An 18,227-nucleotide genomic window follows, 5' to 3' on the forward strand; every position below is an offset into this window, starting at 1 on the left:
CATTCAATGGATTCGTTCCGTTTGTGATTTCTTGACCATTAGTCACTCCATCACTATCACAATCTGCGGCATTCCAGGCTGCATTTGGAGCTAAAGTTTGACTAGCGATTACTAACGAACAGTTGTCATTTGGATTCGTGCCATCTGTTTTTTCCACTGTATCTAAAACACCATCTCCATCTGAATCTAAATTGCATACTAATCCATAACTAGGATCGTTAGCCGTTCTACTATCTACAAAAGCTCCAAAAACTCTAATTGAATTTATTGCACTTACTAAGGAACCAACACTTATCTTAATTTCATCATATGATTTAGTAGTTTGAAAACCAATATTATACCTGCCTGCAGCAGTTCCAAAAATATCTATTACTGCTGTTAAGTTTAATAAATTACTCGTTGTGGAACATTCCTGCTGCACACCATTTAAATAGGTACAAATTTCAAGTGAGTTTAATAAATCAAGTTGTAACAATCCTCCTGTATCTTCTATTGCAAATCCAGCTACACTTCCTATAGGATAAGTAGAAACAAGATCCTTAACAGCAATTGATGCTGAAGATGCAACCCCCACGGCTGTACTTATTAAAGCAAAATCGCTGGTACTAGTAGAAATTACGTTTTGAGTATCACTAACAGAGCATCCCACGCAAGCAATACCGGCTAAACCTGTATTAACACTATTTACAATTACAGGAAAGCCAGAAGCTCCTTCATTTAAAAAATAGGTTTGATCACAAACAAGTGACACAGGGCAATTTTTTTGGATAATCGCTCCATAAACGTTAGTTGTTCCTATATTTACTCCTACTAAAGGGTTAAAAACAGATAATTGTATTTCATCAAAAACTTGAGTTGTAACAAAACCTACAATTCCTCTCCCGTCTCCATTTAGTAAAGAAGTTTTTGCTAAAATTAAGCCTGAAGATCCTGAAAAAGTTTCAACTTGTACTCCGTTATTATATGTTGTTAAAGTTAAACCACCTAATAAATCAACACCTAAAAGTGCTGTGTTAGAAATTTCAAAACCAGCAAAAGTTCCTATTGGATAAGTACTTAAAACGTCTTTTACCGAAATTGAGCCACTAGACCCAAGTACGCCAACAGCTAAGTTTATAGTAGCAAAATCTATTGTACTCGCAGATATTAAATTTTCAGCATTGTTTACAGAGCATCCAACGCACGCTAGACCAGAAATTCCTGTTTTACTGCTGTTGATAATAACAGGGAAATTAGGATTACTAAGAGTTGTTTTTTCGTTACAATTTAATGCAGGACCAGCACAAAAATTTTCGATTACAGCATAATAAATAGTATTCGAAAATAAAACTCCTACCAAAGAAGTGTACTCAATTCTGACTTCATTAAAGGATTGAGTAGTTACAAAACCAAGAATTGTGTTGCCACTGCTATCCACTAAAGTAGAATTCACTCCAATAGTACTTGTTACCGCATTAAATGTTTCTTTTAAAGATCCTCCTTGGTACGTTTTAATCTTGATTGTTGCTCCAATTGAGGCCTGCAGTAAACCAGTTGCACTTATTTTAAATCCGGCAAAAGTTCCTGCAGGGTAAACATCATTACTATCTGAAACGGCTAGTTCTCCATTACAACCAATACCTGTAATACTTATAGATGCAACGTTATTCAAATCAGCATCCGTAAGATTACCTGTACCTGATATAGAACCTAAGCAGGGCGGTATCAAGCTTGGTACATTATTAGTTATTGTCGCAGTCAAATTATCAAAAACACTTCCATTTATTAATGGCGTTTTTTGGTTACATGAAACTGCACCTGGATTTAAAGTAGCCGCTCCTCCTGGTACTATTGTCTTCTCGGTATTATTAGCTCTAATACTAAAAGACAATAAAAAAAATAGAGTTGCAAAACTCAATAGTTTTATAAAATTATAATTGACGCTTTTTAAGGTAGAATTACACATAAAATAAATATTTTAAGTTAGTAAACATATGAATGCATGAATTTTCGGCTTGTTAATAGTGTAAAGAAAAATATAAATTACGCCTACCTTTATTTAAATCGATTAAGCTAGAATTGCGATAGATGAAATACAATTATATATAGATGAATGAAATTTCAAAAAGTGTTGAAATTCAGAATTGAAAAGCTTTATGATGAAGAATTAAAAGCAAGTAAATAGCTATAATCAATTAGGTAAACATTGATTAATAAAGCTAAATCTTTCCTCTTCAGTAAAAAAGCTATTGAAGTTTTACACTAATTAAAGTTTATTTTCCTTTATCATAAAAATGAAAATAATATAGTAGTAAAGTTAAAATTGAAGCTTTTATTAAATAGGTCTTCAAAATTTGAAATATTAAGTTTTATTCAAATTTAAAACCATTGACATTAGTCTAATAAAAAGTAATTACTTTCTTTAATTTAAATACTAATTTATCCTATTTGGGTTATGGAACTATCTATTTCACTTTGTAAAACGTTCCATTTCTATGGTTTTTAAAACTAACTAAAGAGTTACAAACGACTAAAATACTTCATTTGTATAAAAAGAAATTAATTAAAAAATAACAAAATTTTAGGTAATTAAATTAATTATACTTTAATAAATTTAGATACTTTTGCACACTTAACTCAATTAACTAATTAACAATGAAAAAAATAATTTTATTACTTTCTGTTGCTGTCATATTATTTTCTTGCAACAAAGTCGGAAAAGACGAATTCCTTATCACTGGTACTGCAACTGGTATTGAAAATGGTAAAACTATAATCCTAGAGACTCAAGACCCTACTACAGGTGCGATAACTGCTTTAGATACTGTAAAGGTAGAAAACGGAAAATTTGAAATTAAAGGAAAAGTTACTGAACCCTCTTTCCATACTATTCAATTAGAAGCACTAGCAGGAAAAGCGCCTTACACTAAAATTCCTTTTATCTTAGAAAATGGAGAAATCACCATAGCAATCGATAAAGACAGTATTCAAAATTCTAAAGTTTCTGGTACTTACAGTAATGATGAATATGTGAAATTTAATGAGGAAATCAAAGTAGTTCAAAAGAAACTAATGGATTTTCAAACTCAAAACATGCAAGCAATGAATACAGCACAACAAACTAAAGACACTGCTGTAATCAACAAATTAATGCAAGGTTTTTCAAAATTACAGGAAGAAGTAGGTGTTGCATCTAAAGCAAAATATACAAGCTATGCTGAAACTCATCCTAAATCTTACATCAGTGTTTTAATTGTACAAGGTATGGCTAATGACCCAACTGCGGATACTAAAAAAACAGAAACAATTTTTAACAGTTTAGAAGAAACTTTAAAAAAGACAAAAGCTGGTATAGCTGTAAAAGCAAAACTTACAGAAATAAACTCTCCTGCTGTTGGTGCAAATACTGCCCAAGTTGGAGATGCTAACTGAACTTCAAATTTCTCTGCACCTAATCCAGAAGGGAAAATTATTTCACTTAAGGAAAGTTTAGGTAAAGTTACAATTGTAGATTTTTGGGCGTCATGGTGCGGCCCTTGTAGACAAGAAAACCCAAATGTGGTTGCCATCTATAAAGAGTTACATCCACAAGGGCTAAATATCATTGGTGTTTCATTAGACAAAGATGCTGCTAAATGGAAGGAAGCCATCGCAAAAGATAAGTTAACTTGGAATCAGGTTTCTAACTTAAAGTTTTGGGATGAGCCAATTGCAGCTCAATATGGTGTCGAAGCCATTCCTGCTACTTTTATACTTGATGCTTCAGGTAAAATAGTAGCAAGAGATTTAAGAGGTGCTGAACTTAAAGCAAAAATCATCGAACTTTTGGCTAAATAATACGTTTTTTAGAACAAAACAAAAAAATCTCCCTAGTGGAGATTTTTTTATTTTATTCAATACCAATACGTTAAAAATAATAGTAAAATTAAGTATGAAAATTGTTTGCAGAAACGAAAAGTGTTACTATATTTGCCACCGCTAACAACAACATAAGCGTTGTAAGCAAAGGCCTCGGGGAGATACTCAAGCGGCCAACGAGGGCAGACTGTAAATCTGCTGACTACGTCTTCGTAGGTTCGAATCCTACTCTCCCCACCAAAACGCTGCAAGCAATTGCAGCGTTTTTTTATGTAAAAAAGTCGTGAAATTTCGAGGACTTTCACTAAGCATAAGAACTACGGATTAATTCAAAAACACTACAAACGTGCAGTTTTTTTTTTGCGCTTAAAAGAACCTGAAATTTATTCTTTCTGCTCTTATAGGAAGCGTACGACAATCAGATATTAACGAATCGTTGTTCACAAAAAAAGTCCTTTCTCTTTTTTAAAAGAGAAAGGACTTTAATATTTTAACTGTTTTATTTTTTATTCTAAAACAAAACTTACACTTACATTTGCAGTTATTGTAATTTCACCCTCGGCAAGCGTCTCACGAGTTGTTGTACTTTCGTCCATTGTCATTGTTTTCATACGGGCATAAACAGGCTGTGGCTGATAGTTTTGTGAGTTATCAGTAATAGTCATCGCTTTACCTACTTTTTGCCCTAAAACAGATACATAGTCCTCGGCTTTAAGCTTCGCATCCTTCATAGCCATTTTTCTGGCATCTGATTGGTACTGCGCTACTTTTGACGACTGAAAAACCACATTATCAATTCGGTTGATTCCCTGATCCACTAAGCCTTCCATTAATTCATCATATTTCGATAAGTCCTTTAATAAAATTTCAACGGTTTGAGTAGCTTTATAGGTAGTCTTCTTTTTTTCGTAATCAAAAATTGGATTTAAGGAGACGCGTTGCGTTCTATAATCAGCTGGCGCAAGATTCATTTTTTTAATCATCTTTAACACTGCTTCCATTTGCTTATCATTTTCCTTTTTTACGTCTTTAGCATTATTTCCCTTTGTCTCGACAGTGGCAGTTATACTAACTTGATCAGGAACTACTTTGATCTCACCTACTCCCGATACGTTGATTTGAGGAACTTGTTTTAATTCCTGTGCATACGTCATGCCCATAAATAACATCGCTATAATTAAAGCTGCTTTTTTCATATTGTTTCTTTTAATTGTTTATTGGTGTATTCTCTTTCAATATCTATGCCATTATAGTTTACCCATTTTAGCCATAGCAAAAAGAATGATAATGGGAATAGTTAATAATACGACCATAAAGGTGTGCTCTACAAGTAAATTGGGATTAGTGATAAGCGTTATCAAATAACCGCCTATAGCACCCCCAAAATGCGCCGTATGACCTATATTGTCATTCTTAGCTTTCATTCCGTAAATTGAATATAACAAATAAAGTATCCCAAAAAGATAGGCAGGCATCGGAATTATAAAAAAGATTCCCAGCATCATATCTGGTCGTAATAATATTGCCGAATATAACACACCGGTTACAGCACCAGAAGCGCCGATAGCCCTATAATTATAATCATCTTTATGAAATACTATAGTCAACAGACTTCCAAAAATTAAACTTCCAAAATAAACAACAACAAATAAAAATTCTCCCAAATAATCAATAACTACTGGTGCGAAGAAATAAAGTGTAAACATATTAAATGCCAAATGCGCTATATCAGCATGAAGAAATCCTGACGATAAAATCCTGATTTGTTCTCCCGACTGAACTCTTCCCATGTGAAATTCGTATTTTCTAAAGAACGTATTGTCATTAAATCCTTTGTAGCTAAAAAGGACATTTGCAACTATTATTGCAATTAATATTATATTCATAAAGTATATTTATTGTGAATTGTAAATGTAGTGATTCTCCAATACTTCATTAGTACCTTCGTATAATTTATATGTTTATCCATTTTTGGCTTATCTTTGCAAGAAAAATTACTGCATGCAATTTCTTATATTTATAATAGCTTACCCTTTTATTTGGATAATATCAATGCTTCCTTTCCGAATTTTTTATTTATTATCGGATGTGGTATATTTTTTAATTTATTATGTCATTGGCTATCGCAAAAAGACAGTTAGAGCAAATATTGCTTTAGCACTACCTCATCTTAGCCCTGAAGAAAGACTCTCAATAGAAAAAAAATCATACCACCACTTATGCGACATGTTTATGGAAATGACAAAAACCATGACCATTTCGTCCGAAGAGATGAATAAAAGATTCGTAATAACAAATCTTGAAGTCATCAAAGAATACGAAAAAAAGGAAAAAAGCATTATGCTTCTAGCTTCCCATTATGCAAGTTGGGAATGGCTCATTACCCTAAATCAAAAAATTAGCTACCAGGGTGTAGGTGTTTATAAAAAAATTGCTAATAAATATTTTGATAAGCTTATTAGAGACATTCGTTCAAAATACAACACTGAATTAGTCGCCACTAACAAAACGATTCCTTTAATATCGCACAATCAAAAAAACGGCATTCTTTCTATATATGGCTTAGCAAGTGACCAATCCCCGAAAGCTGGCCGAATATTTCATTGGGATAGTTTTATGGGCATAGAAGTTCCAGTACATACGGGGGCCGAAATGCTAGCAAAAAAACATGATTTGAACGTTATTTTTGCAAAAGTCAAAAAGGTTAAAAGAGGATATTACGAAGCGACCTTAGTCCCTTTGAGCGACGATCCTAAGTCAGTGCCAGATTTTGGAATTACCCATGCCTTCATCAAGGAAGTTGAAAAACAAATTTATGAGGCACCTGAATATTATTTCTGGACTCATAAAAGATGGAAACACCGTCGCCAATAAATCAAACTACATTAGGCTTTAATTAACTAAGGTTACCAAAATATTTCCCTAATTTTGGTACTAATACACTATAAAATGAATTTAAAAATCAACAATAGGTTTAGTACGGAACTTCCTGCAGATACTAATGAAACAAACGTTACACGTCAGGTTAAAAACGCTTGTTTTTCCTATGTTAACCCTAGAATTCCTTCTAGTCCTAAATTAATCCATGTGACGGACGAAGTCTTGGAACTACTTGGTATCACTAAAAAAGAAGCGCAATCAGCTGAATTCACAAATATATTCTCGGGTAAAGAATTACTTCCCAATACACGTCCCTACTCCATGAGTTATGCCGGACATCAGTTTGGCAACTGGGCTGGACAATTGGGTGACGGAAGAGCCATCATTCTTACAGAAATCGAAAATAATCAACAAACATATACCTTACAATTAAAAGGATCGGGACTTACACCCTACTCTCGTGGAGCAGATGGACTGGCAGTATTGCGTTCTTCCATTCGGGAACACTTATGTAGCGAAGCCATGTTTCACTTAGGCGTTCCTACTACTCGCTCACTTTCGTTACTCCTTACAGGCGACCAAGTATTGCGCGACGTTATGTACGATGGTCATCCCGCTTATGAAAAAGGTGCCGTAGTTTGCAGAGTGGCACCATCGTTTATTCGTTTTGGAAATTTCGAACTGTTTTCCTCGCAAAATGACCTAAAAACATTGAAATCACTAGCTGATTTTACCATAAAATATTATTTCCCAGAAATAAAATCAATAGGGAAAGAAAGCTATATTCAGTTCTTCCAAGAAGTTGCCAACAAAAATCTAGAAATGATCGTTCACTGGCAACGTGTGGGTTTTGTTCATGGAGTAATGAACACTGATAACATGTCTATTCTTGGCCTTACTATCGATTATGGCCCATACGGTTGGTTAGAAGACTATAATCCAGAATGGACTCCAAATACAACGGATCGTGAAAACCGTAGGTATCGTTTTGGGAACCAACCCGAAATTGTACTTTGGAATCTATATCAATTGGCCAATGCATTATATCCATTAATTGAAGAGGCTGCACCGTTAGAAGCTATTTTAAATAGTTTTCAGAGTAAATACGAAGCCGATTATGCCACTATGATGCGCAATAAATTAGGCCTTTTTACCAAAGAGGAAAATGACAATCAACTGATTCACTTGTTAACCGAAAATTTGCAGCAAACAGAAACGGATATGACCATTTTCTTTAGAAAATTAAGTCAGATAAAGAAAGTAGAATCTGAAGAAGAGGCTTTTTTACGAATAGCTGATTCTTTCTATAAAATAAATGAAGTTACGGGACAGCTAAAAGAAACTTGGTTGTATTGGTTTACCCAATATTTAAATCGACTAAGACAGGAAGAAGCAACTGATGCAGATAGAAAGAAAGCGATGAATGCTGTAAACCCAAAATATGTTTTAAGAAATTACATGTCTCAACTAGCTATTGAAGCTTCTGAAAAAGAGGATTTCTCGTTGATAGAAGAATTACATCTTTTATTGAAAAATCCATATGAGGAACAACCGGAATCTGAAAAGTGGTTTGCCAAAAGACCTGATTGGGCCAGAGAAAAAATTGGAAGTTCTATGTTGTCTTGCAGTTCTTAGCAGACAACATAGAATTTATGTATTAGCAGAGAAGCTCTTTCGATTATAATGAAAACCAATTATTAACCAATTCATCCTCTAATGGTTTTGCTTGTTTATGCACAAACTCATTAGTATCTCTGTTATAGTCATAATCTAAAGCCCAAATTTTGTGGTTTTCGGCCAATGCTTTAATGCTGTTACAAACAGACTCAATTTCGGCAGTGGTCGTTGTAGGATGAATGGACATTCTAATCCAACCCGGTTTTCTTATCAAATCACCCAAGGTTATTTCATCTATTAATTTATGCGAAGTTTCTTGATCCACATGTAGTAAAAAATGCCCGTATGTACCAGCACAACTACAACCTCCACGAGTTTGAATTCCGAATTTATCGTTCAGTAATTTCACACCCAAATTAAAATGCAAGTCATCAATATAAAAGGAAATTACTCCTAGCCTGTCTTGATGTTGCCCTGCAAGAATTTTAATATTGGAAACATTACCTAATTCTGCGAAAACATAATCAACGATTTCATGCTCTCGTTTAAGGATATTTTTAATTCCCATTTTTTCTTTTAATTGAATAACAAGAGCAGTCTTAATCACCTGTAAAAAACCTGGTGTTCCACCATCTTCTCTATCTTCAATGTTATCAATAAATTTATGTTCACCCCAAGGATTAGTCCACGAAACTGTTCCTCCGCCTGGATTATCAGGAACTAAGTTTTGATATAATTTTTTATTAAAAACCAAGATGCCCGGAGTTCCTGGTCCGCCAAGAAATTTATGAGGCGAAAAGAAAATGGCGTCTAAATAACTTTCGGGATCTTCAGGATGCATATCTATTTCTACATAAGGACCAGAACAGGCAAAATCTACAAAACACAGTCCGTTGTGTTGATGCATTATTTTTGCAGCTTCATGGTAGGGCGTTTTAATCCCTGTTACATTAGAACAAGAAGTAATTGATGCAATCTTGAAAGTTCTATCTTTATACTTTTCCAAAACTATCTCCAGATTTTCGATGCTGAATAAACCATCTTCAGTAGAAGGTATTACAACAACATCAGCAATCGTTTCTAACCAAGAAGTCTGGTTTGAATGGTGTTCCATATGCGAAATAAAAACGATAGGTCTTTTTTCGGCTGGAATATTGATAAAGTCTTTTAAATTTTCTGGTACTTTCAGCCCTAAAATACGTTGGAATTTATTCACTACACCAGTCATTCCAGTTCCATCAGTAATTAGGATGTCATTAGCATCTGCGTTTACATGATGCTTGATAATATGTCTCGCTTTATGATACGCTTTAGTCATTGCCGTACCGGAAATAGTAGTTTCAGTATGTGTATTTGCCACAAAAGGTCCAAATTCATTCATCAATTTTTCCTCTATAGGGCGATAGAGCCTACCACTGGCAGTCCAATCAGTATAGATGATTTTTTGTTGTCCATACGGGGAAACGAAATTTTGATCTATTCCTATGATATTCTTACGAAACTGTTGAAAATATTGTTCTAACTGAGTTGGAGATTCTTTAACGGTCATGACATTCTTTTATTAAAGACCAAAGATATTGATTTTTATCGATTTAAAAATTTGAACTTTTATTACATTCCATATTCTTAAATTTTTTATTCCTTCAATTAAGAGAACCCACGAGAAATTTAAAGTTAATTTGACAATAAAATAAATTCCGTAAAAAAATAAAACTCTAATTTTATAACTTATAATAAAGTCCCTTATTACACATGAAAAAAATCATTTTAGCTTTTAGTATTCTTATATTTATCAATTGCAAAAGCACGTCTAATTTAGACTTAAAGCCTACTCAAAATCAATACACAATTGCTTTTGGCTCTTGTGATAACCAAATAATTAAAAATGTACTTTGGGAATCTATAGATGCCAACCATCCTGGAGTTTGGATTTGGGGTGGAGATAATGTGTACTCAGATACAGAAGACATGAACGTTTTAAAAGCCAACTTTGCGCTTCAAAAATCAGACTCTAGTTACCAGCATTTTATAAAAAACAAAATTATCCTTGGCACCTGGGATGATCATGATTACGGTCGTAATGATGGCGGACAAGAATACACTTTCAAAAAAGAAAGTCAAAACTACCTCTTTGATTTTTTAGATACTCCTAAAAATGCTCCCGAAAGAAAACGAGATGGTGTTTATAATTCCAAAACAATTACTGTCAACAATCATCAAATAAAGATTATCATTCTAGACACCCGCTATTTTAGAACGGAGTTAACAAAGTCAGAAGACCCTAACAAACGGTTTCAGCCCAATGCTTATGGTGAAGGAACTATATTAGGAAAAGAACAATGGCAATGGCTACAAAAAGAACTAAACTCCTCAAAAGCAGCTTTTAATGTGATTGTTAGTAGTGTTCAATTTCTATCTGACAAACATGGCTTTGAATGTTGGGGAAACTTCCCTCATGAAGTTGATAAATTAGAAAAACTAATTGTTAGTTCTAAAGCCCAAGGGACTTTTATAGTTTCTGGAGATCGCCATATTGCTCTGTTTTCTACTAAGAAAGTACCTCAACTTCCCTATGACTTAGTTGATTTTACTTCAAGCGGTCTAACACATACCTATACCGGATTTTCAGGAGAAGAAAATCCATATCTAGAAGGACAAGTTGTCACAGAATTAAATTTCGGTATTTTAAAATTCGATTTTGATACTCATTCTGTCCAAATGGAAATTCGAGGCAAAGAAAATAAGCTTTTAGGACATCACATTCAAAAATACTAAAACGACTTAAATAGCAAAACCCTCCCAAAGCGTTATTTTGGGAGGGTCTAAATATAAAAGCTAGTGGGACTACAAGTCGAATCCTACTGAGAATTGCCAAACACGATTATGTGCTTTGTCATTATCATACAAATCCCCTAGACCTAAATGATAACGTACTCCTAAGCTTATTCCAGAATTAGTTTTAAAACCACCTCCAAAATTCATTCCCCAATCAAAACTGTTTGGGTCTCTTTCTGTTGATCCACTGATGAAACCATCATATTCCTCTTTATGAGAAACTGCTAATCCTATTTGTGGACCTGCCTCTAAAAAGACATTTTTAGTAGGATACGCTTTAAGCATTACTGGCAAATTGATGTAATCTAATTTTTGGGTAAACGTCCCATTAGCATCCTTTATCTCATATCCTTGTTGCGAGTACATAAGTTCTGGCTGAATAGAAAAGCTTTCACTAATGAACGATTCTCCATAAACACCTACGTGAAATCCATGGCGTTGTCCTGTTTCTCCACTACCGTCGTAATTTACTGCGGCTAAACTATAACCTCCTTTTATCCCTACATTTGATGTAGGAGTTGAACGATCTTGTGCAGTCATTGTTGACATTACACCTAAAAATAAGGCTATTGATAAATATTTAATTTTCATAATTTTCTGTTTTTATATTAGGGTTAATTTATACTCTCTTATTTCCCTCCGTTTGCACGAAGGTCTGCAATACATTGCGCATCTAATTGTGGCACCGATCCTCCTGAAACCATGTTGGCAATTCCGCTTCCTGATTCAGCTGACCAATACATCAAACAACTCGTCACATTACAATGTTTTGTATGTTCCGGATCTTCATGATTGCTTTGCAAAGCAGTACCTAAATTGGTCAAGCCTAAAATATGTCCAAACTCATGCGTGATTACCGTTGATTCCAATAGACTTCTATTAGGTTCAAATGGACTATCACTTAAACCTTGAACTGTCTTTTCATAAATAACAAAAGACGTGTTTCTGTAAGCTGTTCCTAAAACAACCGCTGTATCAGTATTACTGGACGAAGCTGCATCTGCAAAAAATGCCCAAACAGCAATCTGATCTGAGGTATTATATTTAGTTCTATTGGCATCTTCAATATCCACAATATCCTGATTTGTATAAGTGGATTTCCCAGGGGATACAATTGCTCTTTTAACAACTGTAATTCCTCCAGGCTTGTATGTTCTGGCATTCAAAAAGGAAACAAAATTACTAATAGCTGATGCTGATGGTTCAAATCCTTGTACATACACCACTTCGATGACCATACTTTTAAAAGCAGCATCAGACAATAAATCATTAGCTGAACTTCCTGTCGCTTTTTGATTATTACTGATTAAATTCCCCTCAATAGAAGTTTCGTTTGCGCTGTCTTCCTTTGCACAGGAAACTAGTAATACTATAGCGAAAGTCAATAATGTAATTCCTTTTTTCATTTTATTTTTTTATTCCAAATTATTATTTAAAGTACAGCAGCCTTTTACGTCGCTGTACTTTAACCAACCTTAAACCCTAAACCAAAACCATTCAATTTAGATTTGTTTCAATACTACTGTTACAGCAGTGTTTGTTGTGCTTTGCAATGAAATTGATGAAGCACTGAAACTTGTTACTTTCCACGTGTTATTTAACAAACTGAAAGAAGTATTTCCTGAAAAAGTCAACTTCAATAATACATCTAATTCTGAACTTACTGCATAAGTACCAGTTGCAGTCGTACTAAGTGTATTTACCACTTTTATTGACTTGTCATTAGCGAAATCTATTGTGAAATCTTTGTAATTACTTGCTGAATCAACTCCAGCAGTTATAAAAGATTGAACTTTAAAAGCACCATTCACTAATATAGTTTCTAATTTTTTAGAATTCTGAACTGCTTCCGCCATCGTCGCTTCAGTTTTAAGAGAAGCATTAATAGCTGCTTGAAACTCAGCATCACTAGAAACTGATGTTTTTGCACCATCAATAAGCGTAACATTCATTGGATATTTTACCGAGAATAATTCTGTGCTACTTACATTAGACATATACGTATATAATTGTTGCTCGGATGTGATAACAACACTTCCTGTTTGTTCTAAACTTACATTATAAGTTAAAATCGTAATAGGAAAAGTTATGTTTACAGATGAAATGGCACTTTGACCTGAAGACTCTGCAGACGAACATGCATTAAGAATAGCATTGTATTCTGTTTGATTGTTAAAAGTAACTTCAGTATAGTTACTCATTTTAACTTTCAATGGAAATTGAAGCGTAGCTGAATCTTGATCATTGTTAAACTGACCCAAAATAGAAATTACTTGTGTATAGTCCAGTTGGCTAATAAGCGTAACCTTTATTCCATTAACTGTTGCTGTAGCAGGCAATACAATTGAAGAACAAGAAGCACCATCAAGAAAATCATCAAATGAGCCATCATACATCGAAGTACGTTTCAAGTTATTCGCTGTTGTTGAGTTTGCAGCATTCGTATTTGGATTTTGTCCTTGCACATCATCCACTTCACTTTGGCAAGATGTGAAACCTAATATGGACATCAATACAATTCCTGTAATAGTTCTTAACTTTTTCATACTTTATATTTTTATATTTTTTTAAGCGATGCTATAAACGCCTTTCTGTTAGTAAGACAACCAAGCCTCCTTTTACCCTACCCTCATTTTAAAATAAAAATATTTTTTTTCTAATCGAAAGCGAACCTCTTAATTAAAAAAACAAAATTATTTATAAACGGCCTGCTATCAGTTATACAATTAACCCCATTTATTACAAAATTTACATTTGAATTACCAATACCGCATAAAAACATGACAGTCAAGCAAACAGCTCTAATTGGACTATTTAAGGAATCCTCCATACTTTATTAAAAAAACATTTACTTTTACGACCTACTAAAAATGAATTGGCATTAAATGAGCGACGACAAAAATAACCTTTGTGACGAAAATCACTTCAATCACTTTTATATAAAAAATGTGCAATCGGCTACGAATTTTGCTTATTACAAATGTGGTGATAGCGATGCCGCTTTAGATTTGGTTCAAGATGCCTTTACCAAAATATGGGAGAATTGTTCTAAAATTGATTTCGCAAAAGTAAAAACCTATTTGCTTACTACCGTAAATAATTTATTTCTAAATACCATAAAGCATAACAAGGTGGTTCTGGCTTACGCCAAAGAGACTCCAAACCTCGACACGAACAATCAAAGTCCAGAATACTTATTAGAAGAAGAGGAATTCAAAATAAAACTACAGAATGCTATTTCTTCATTGACCGAAGCCCAGCGTGAAGTGTTTTTGATGAATCGAATCGACGGAAAAAAATACAGAGAAATTGCAGATATTTTAGAAATATCTCAAAAAGCAGTAGAAAAAAGAATGTCTGCAGCTCTGAAAACATTAAAAGAGCAAATTGAAAACATATAAATAATTGATTTATACTAGGGTAATTCTACAATGAGTTGTCTTACCATTATAGAGGTTCAAAATGAAAAAAGAAAAAGAAATACTAAAATGGCTAAATGGAGATCTTTCAAGTGAAGAAATCGAGGTTTTAAAAAAACCTGAAGGTTTTGAAACATTGGAGAAAATCGCCCATTACTCATCCAAATTGGAAACCCCAAAAGTAGATGCGCAGAAGGCATTAGACCATTTTAAAGCGAGAAATAAATCCAAAAAAGAAACCAAAGTCAGAACCCTAAACTTTAAAACGATGTATAGGGCGGCTGCAGTAATAGTAGTGATGTTAACGAGTGCATATTTCTTGTTTTACAACACTACAACTTCATTTGAAACTCAAATAGCACAAACTAAAACGTTCCATCTTCCTGATAATTCCGAAGTATTATTAAATGCGGCTTCAAAAATAACATTCAACGAAAAAAAATGGGATAAAAAACGTGATTTGACTTTAGAAGGAGAAGCCTATTTTCGAGTAAAAAAAGGACAAACCTTTAGTGTAAATACTTCTGATGGTATTGTAAAAGTTCTGGGGACCCATTTTAATGTAAAACAACGCAAGAATTATTTTGAGGTAAGTTGTTTCGAAGGTTTGGTTAGCGTAACACATAATAACGAAACAATAAAACTACCACCGGGGAAAACCTTTAGATTAATCAATAACACTATTGAAGATGTTCCCGATTTTAATGCACAAAATCCTTCATGGATGCAACAGGAATCTAGTTTTGACCGCATTCCGTTAGATCAGGTAATAGCTGAATTAGAGCGTCAATACGACATAAAAATCAAAACTGAAGGCGTTGATACTTCTAAGTTATTTACTGGAAGTTTCACTCATAAAGATCAAAAAATAGCTTTAGAGGCTATTACTATTCCGCTTAAACTAAGTTATAAAATAGAAGGCAAAACCATTATATTTTACAACTATGGAGTACAATAAATGGATACTTTATATTTTGTTATGGGTAGGAAGTTTTTGCCATGCGCAAAAACCAAATGATAAAATCCCGCTATCAAGTGTTATCAGTTCCATCGAGCAGCAGTTTAATGTAAAGTTCTCGTATGCTGTTGAAGATGTGGTAGGCATTTCTATTGAGAAACCAGCCACTACACTTTCGCTACAAGAGACAATGGATTATTTGAACTCTAAAGTGCTTTTAAACTTCAAAGCTTTAGACAACCGCTACGTTACAGTTTCGATACTTAACAAAACGATTCCCGTTTGTGGTACTGTATTTTCTCAAGAATTAAAAACACCACTTGCTGGTGCTACAGTACTTGTGGGAAACGCAGCTACCATTACCGATAAAAACGGGTTTTTCACGATTCCAAATGTTCCTATAACGGCCACAATTTCAATTTCCTATTTAGGTTATGAAGGAAAACAGTTTACAGCCAATCAATTATTCTCTGCTCAAAACAACTGCAAAGAACTGTTTTTAAAAACAAGTCCTGAAGAACTCAATCAAGTCCTGATTAATGTGTATTTGACTCCAGGTTTACAAAAATACTTGGACGGAAGTACCGTTTTGAACACCAAGAAATTTGGCATCTTACCCGGATTAATTGAACCTGATGTATTGCAATCAATACAAGCCTTGCCAGGAGTGGAAAGCACGAATGAAAGTATTGAAAATATCAATGTTCGCGGTGGTACAAACGACCAGAATTTAATGATTTGGGACAATATTAAAATGTACCATTCGGGTCATTTCTTCGGGCTCGTATCAGCTTACAATCCTAATCTTACTAATAAAGTAATCGTCACTAAAAACGGAACCAGTACGGAATATAGCGATGGGGTTTCCAGTACTATCAATATGTTTACAAATGATAAAGTGAGTAATACATTTTCTGGCGGTGCGGGAATTAATGGTATCAGTACCGACGTATTTTTGGCAATTCCTATAACTAACAATTTGGAAATCGATATCTCAGGAAGGCGTTCTGTAACAGATCTTTTTGATACGCCAACGTTTACAAATTACTACAAACGAAGTTTTCAAGATAGCGAAATCAATGCCGAAAGTAATCAAAACAACACCAAATCAGATTTTTATTTTTACGATTATACCGCTAAAATTCTTTTTGACCTCAACGAAAAGCACCAATTTAGGGCGAATATTATTGGTATCAATAATGCTTTAGATTATACAGAATATAGCTCTAATGCTAGCAATTCAGAAACCAAGGCAAGTACGCTTTCGCAAAAGAATATTGGGTACGGAGGAAACTGGAAAGCGGAATGGAATTCTAAATTTAGTACCAACCTTATCAGCTACTTTTCAAAATACAATATCGATGCTACTGATTACAGAATAGAAACGGATCAACTACTAACCGAAGCCAATGAGGTATTAGAAACAGGTATAAAACTGAATGCGCATTACAAGGCGACAGAGTACCTCAATCTATTGGCCGGATATGAGTTTAACGAAACCGGAATGCTCAACCAGACTACCGTCAACGCTCCATCCTACTCTAGTACTAAGAAAGACGTATTGGAAAATCATGGGCTTTATACTGAAGCCGAATACCATAAAAACAATAGCTATTTGAGAATTGGCGCTCGCTTGAATTATTTTCAAAAGTTTGAAAAATTATTGCTTGAACCAAGGATAAACATCAGACAGCAACTATCAAATTCATTTGCATTAAAGCTGGAGGGTGAATTTAAGAATCAAACAGCAACTCAAATTATCGATTTTGAAGATGATTTTCTGGGTGTAGAAAAAAGACGTTGGGTACTAGTAAATAATGAAAATATTCCTGTTGCAACCAGCAAGCAAGCATCGTTTGGAGTAGAATTTAACAAAAACAAACTCAATATCGACGTTACGGGTTTCTACAAAATTGTGAATGGCATAACAGCGTCTAATCAGGGTTTTTACAATAATTTCCAATACAAAAAAGCACATGGAAGTTATACCGCCAAGGGAATTGAATTTTTAGCGAATAAAACTTCGGGACAATTCAGCACTTGGATTAGTTATACTTTTAGTGTAAACGACTATCATTTTGAAAGCTTTACTCCTTCTACATTCCCAAATAATGCTGATATAAGACATTCTGCTTCTCTAGGGATTAATTATGACATCAATAGTAACTTTAAGGTTTCTGTGGGTGGTATTTGGAGAAACGGCCAGCCTTACACAATTCCGCTTCAAGGAAACGAAACAGTACAAAACGGCAATACTACTATGGTCAATTACGATTCGCCAAACAGTAAGAACCTCGATGACTTTATGCGGCTAGACACTTCTATCAGTTACAGCTTCAGATTTTCGCCTGTGATAAAAGGAATTCTTCGTGCAGGAGTTCTTAATACTACTAATGAAGAAAATGTGATTAACCGCTATTACAAAGTGGATACAAAGGATTCCGATAAAACAATAAGAGTGGATAACAAATCCCTTGGTATGACACCAAATATAAGTTTAAGAATGAATTTTTAGGGAATAGTACTTTTATTAAAGAAGAAGACAGCGTTATTTTAGTAAAAATATGGATTGCAAATTAAAAACCTACAGCAACACTTTCACGAAGAGTTATTCTTTACAAATTGGGTACAATCATTTCGCATGCCGCAACTTTTCAAAACAAAAGAACAGCTTCTCTCAG

14 protein-coding genes, 1 tRNA gene and 1 pseudogene are annotated in these 18,227 nt (G+C 34.1%); 9 read left to right on the forward strand and 7 right to left on the reverse strand.

Features of this window, described 5'->3' with window-relative positions; all coding sequences use genetic code 11:
• Positions 1-1,945, reverse strand: a 1,945-nt coding sequence (locus tag HJ01_RS16290) for a thrombospondin type 3 repeat-containing protein (protein ID WP_040474087.1), incomplete at its 3' end; no start/stop codon positions are given.
• 689 nt (positions 1,946-2,634) lie between these two features.
• Here HJ01_RS16290 and HJ01_RS16295 point away from each other — a divergent pair.
• From HJ01_RS16295 to HJ01_RS16305, 3 genes and pseudogenes are all read left to right on the forward strand, one after another.
• On the forward strand, positions 2,635-3,411 hold the full coding sequence (locus HJ01_RS16295) for a DUF4369 domain-containing protein (protein ID WP_007139606.1): 777 nt from the start codon (positions 2,635-2,637) through the stop codon (positions 3,409-3,411).
• A gap of 18 nt (positions 3,412-3,429) precedes the next feature.
• Positions 3,430-3,816, forward strand: a pseudogene (locus HJ01_RS16300) (TlpA family protein disulfide reductase); the annotation flags it as partial.
• A 176-nt stretch (positions 3,817-3,992) separates the two neighbouring features.
• Positions 3,993-4,077, forward strand: a tRNA-Tyr gene (locus HJ01_RS16305).
• A 266-nt stretch (positions 4,078-4,343) separates the two neighbouring features.
• Here the strand turns inward: HJ01_RS16305 and HJ01_RS16310 are convergent.
• Complete coding sequence (locus tag HJ01_RS16310) at positions 4,344-5,033, reverse strand: SIMPL domain-containing protein (RefSeq protein WP_007139608.1); 690 nt, start codon at positions 5,031-5,033, stop codon at positions 4,344-4,346.
• 51 nt (positions 5,034-5,084) lie between these two features.
• Entirely contained in the window at positions 5,085-5,723 is a 639-nt protein-coding gene (locus HJ01_RS16315; protein WP_007139609.1) for a rhomboid family intramembrane serine protease, read from the reverse strand.
• A 115-nt stretch (positions 5,724-5,838) separates the two neighbouring features.
• Between HJ01_RS16315 and HJ01_RS16320 the strand changes: the two genes are divergently transcribed.
• Positions 5,839-6,711 (forward strand): lysophospholipid acyltransferase family protein, encoded by an 873-nt coding sequence (locus HJ01_RS16320; RefSeq protein WP_040474088.1) that lies wholly within the window; start codon positions 5,839-5,841, stop codon positions 6,709-6,711.
• 75 nt (positions 6,712-6,786) lie between these two features.
• Entirely contained in the window at positions 6,787-8,352 is a 1,566-nt protein-coding gene (locus tag HJ01_RS16325) for a protein adenylyltransferase SelO (protein WP_007139611.1), read from the forward strand.
• 43 nt (positions 8,353-8,395) lie between these two features.
• Here the strand turns inward: HJ01_RS16325 and HJ01_RS16330 are convergent, their stop codons facing one another.
• A complete protein-coding gene (locus HJ01_RS16330) occupies positions 8,396-9,883 on the reverse strand; it encodes an aminotransferase class V-fold PLP-dependent enzyme (RefSeq protein WP_007139612.1) in 1,488 nt (495 codons plus the stop codon).
• 203 nt (positions 9,884-10,086) lie between these two features.
• Here HJ01_RS16330 and HJ01_RS16335 point away from each other — a divergent pair, with 203 nt between their 5' ends.
• Positions 10,087-11,109: an alkaline phosphatase D family protein gene (locus HJ01_RS16335; RefSeq protein WP_007139613.1), complete on the forward strand. Its 1,023-nt coding sequence runs from the start codon at positions 10,087-10,089 to the stop codon at positions 11,107-11,109.
• Positions 11,110-11,178: 69 nt separating this feature from the next.
• On the opposite strand, the gene HJ01_RS16340 is transcribed toward HJ01_RS16335, so the two are convergent.
• The 3 genes from HJ01_RS16340 to HJ01_RS16350 form a co-directional block, all read right to left on the reverse strand.
• Positions 11,179-11,760: a porin family protein gene (locus tag HJ01_RS16340; protein ID WP_007139614.1), complete on the reverse strand. Its 582-nt coding sequence runs from the start codon at positions 11,758-11,760 to the stop codon at positions 11,179-11,181.
• A 38-nt stretch (positions 11,761-11,798) separates the two neighbouring features.
• On the reverse strand, positions 11,799-12,575 hold the full coding sequence (locus tag HJ01_RS16345) for a hypothetical protein (protein ID WP_007139615.1): 777 nt from the start codon (positions 12,573-12,575) through the stop codon (positions 11,799-11,801).
• Between the two features lie 96 nt (positions 12,576-12,671).
• Positions 12,672-13,715, reverse strand: coding sequence for a hypothetical protein (locus HJ01_RS16350; RefSeq protein WP_007139616.1), 1,044 nt, complete (start codon positions 13,713-13,715; stop codon positions 12,672-12,674).
• Between the two features lie 339 nt (positions 13,716-14,054).
• Between HJ01_RS16350 and HJ01_RS16355 the strand changes: the two genes are divergently transcribed.
• The 3 genes from HJ01_RS16355 (at position 14,055) to HJ01_RS16365 (ending at position 18,061) form a co-directional block, all read left to right on the forward strand.
• The gene (locus HJ01_RS16355; RefSeq protein ID WP_007139617.1) at positions 14,055-14,570 is read left to right on the forward strand and encodes an RNA polymerase sigma factor; all 516 of its coding nucleotides are present in this window, start codon (positions 14,055-14,057) and stop codon (positions 14,568-14,570) included.
• A gap of 61 nt (positions 14,571-14,631) precedes the next feature.
• On the forward strand, positions 14,632-15,546 hold the full coding sequence (locus HJ01_RS16360; RefSeq protein ID WP_007139618.1) for a FecR family protein: 915 nt from the start codon (positions 14,632-14,634) through the stop codon (positions 15,544-15,546).
• Positions 15,533-18,061, forward strand: a complete 2,529-nt coding sequence (locus HJ01_RS16365) for a TonB-dependent receptor (protein WP_007139619.1) — start codon at positions 15,533-15,535, stop codon at positions 18,059-18,061. The genes HJ01_RS16360 and HJ01_RS16365 overlap by 14 nt, the downstream gene beginning before the upstream one ends.
• Positions 18,062-18,227: the final 166 nt, after the last annotated feature.

It is taken from the genome of Flavobacterium frigoris PS1 (genome assembly GCF_000252125.1).
In the GTDB taxonomy this organism is placed as follows: Bacteria; Bacteroidota; Bacteroidia; order Flavobacteriales; family Flavobacteriaceae; genus Flavobacterium; species Flavobacterium frigoris_A.

What these genes read in the sequence shown, in the direction of transcription:
- HJ01_RS16295 (WP_007139606.1), top strand. Translation starts at nt 2,635, where the DNA reads ATGAAAAAAATAATTTTATTACTTTCTGTTGCTGTCATATTATTTTCT.
- HJ01_RS16310 (WP_007139608.1), bottom strand. Translation starts at nt 5,033, where the DNA reads ATGAAAAAAGCAGCTTTAATTATAGCGATGTTATTTATGGGCATGACG.
- HJ01_RS16315 (WP_007139609.1), bottom strand. Translation starts at nt 5,723, where the DNA reads ATGAATATAATATTAATTGCAATAATAGTTGCAAATGTCCTTTTTAGC.
- HJ01_RS16320 (WP_040474088.1), top strand. Translation starts at nt 5,839, where the DNA reads ATGCAATTTCTTATATTTATAATAGCTTACCCTTTTATTTGGATAATA.
- HJ01_RS16325 (WP_007139611.1), top strand. Translation starts at nt 6,787, where the DNA reads ATGAATTTAAAAATCAACAATAGGTTTAGTACGGAACTTCCTGCAGAT.
- HJ01_RS16330 (WP_007139612.1), bottom strand. Translation starts at nt 9,883, where the DNA reads ATGACCGTTAAAGAATCTCCAACTCAGTTAGAACAATATTTTCAACAG.
- HJ01_RS16335 (WP_007139613.1), top strand. Translation starts at nt 10,087, where the DNA reads ATGAAAAAAATCATTTTAGCTTTTAGTATTCTTATATTTATCAATTGC.
- HJ01_RS16340 (WP_007139614.1), bottom strand. Translation starts at nt 11,760, where the DNA reads ATGAAAATTAAATATTTATCAATAGCCTTATTTTTAGGTGTAATGTCA.
- HJ01_RS16345 (WP_007139615.1), bottom strand. Translation starts at nt 12,575, where the DNA reads ATGAAAAAAGGAATTACATTATTGACTTTCGCTATAGTATTACTAGTT.
- HJ01_RS16350 (WP_007139616.1), bottom strand. Translation starts at nt 13,715, where the DNA reads ATGAAAAAGTTAAGAACTATTACAGGAATTGTATTGATGTCCATATTA.
- HJ01_RS16355 (WP_007139617.1), top strand. Translation starts at nt 14,055, where the DNA reads ATGAGCGACGACAAAAATAACCTTTGTGACGAAAATCACTTCAATCAC.
- HJ01_RS16360 (WP_007139618.1), top strand. Translation starts at nt 14,632, where the DNA reads ATGAAAAAAGAAAAAGAAATACTAAAATGGCTAAATGGAGATCTTTCA.
- HJ01_RS16365 (WP_007139619.1), top strand. Translation starts at nt 15,533, where the DNA reads ATGGAGTACAATAAATGGATACTTTATATTTTGTTATGGGTAGGAAGT.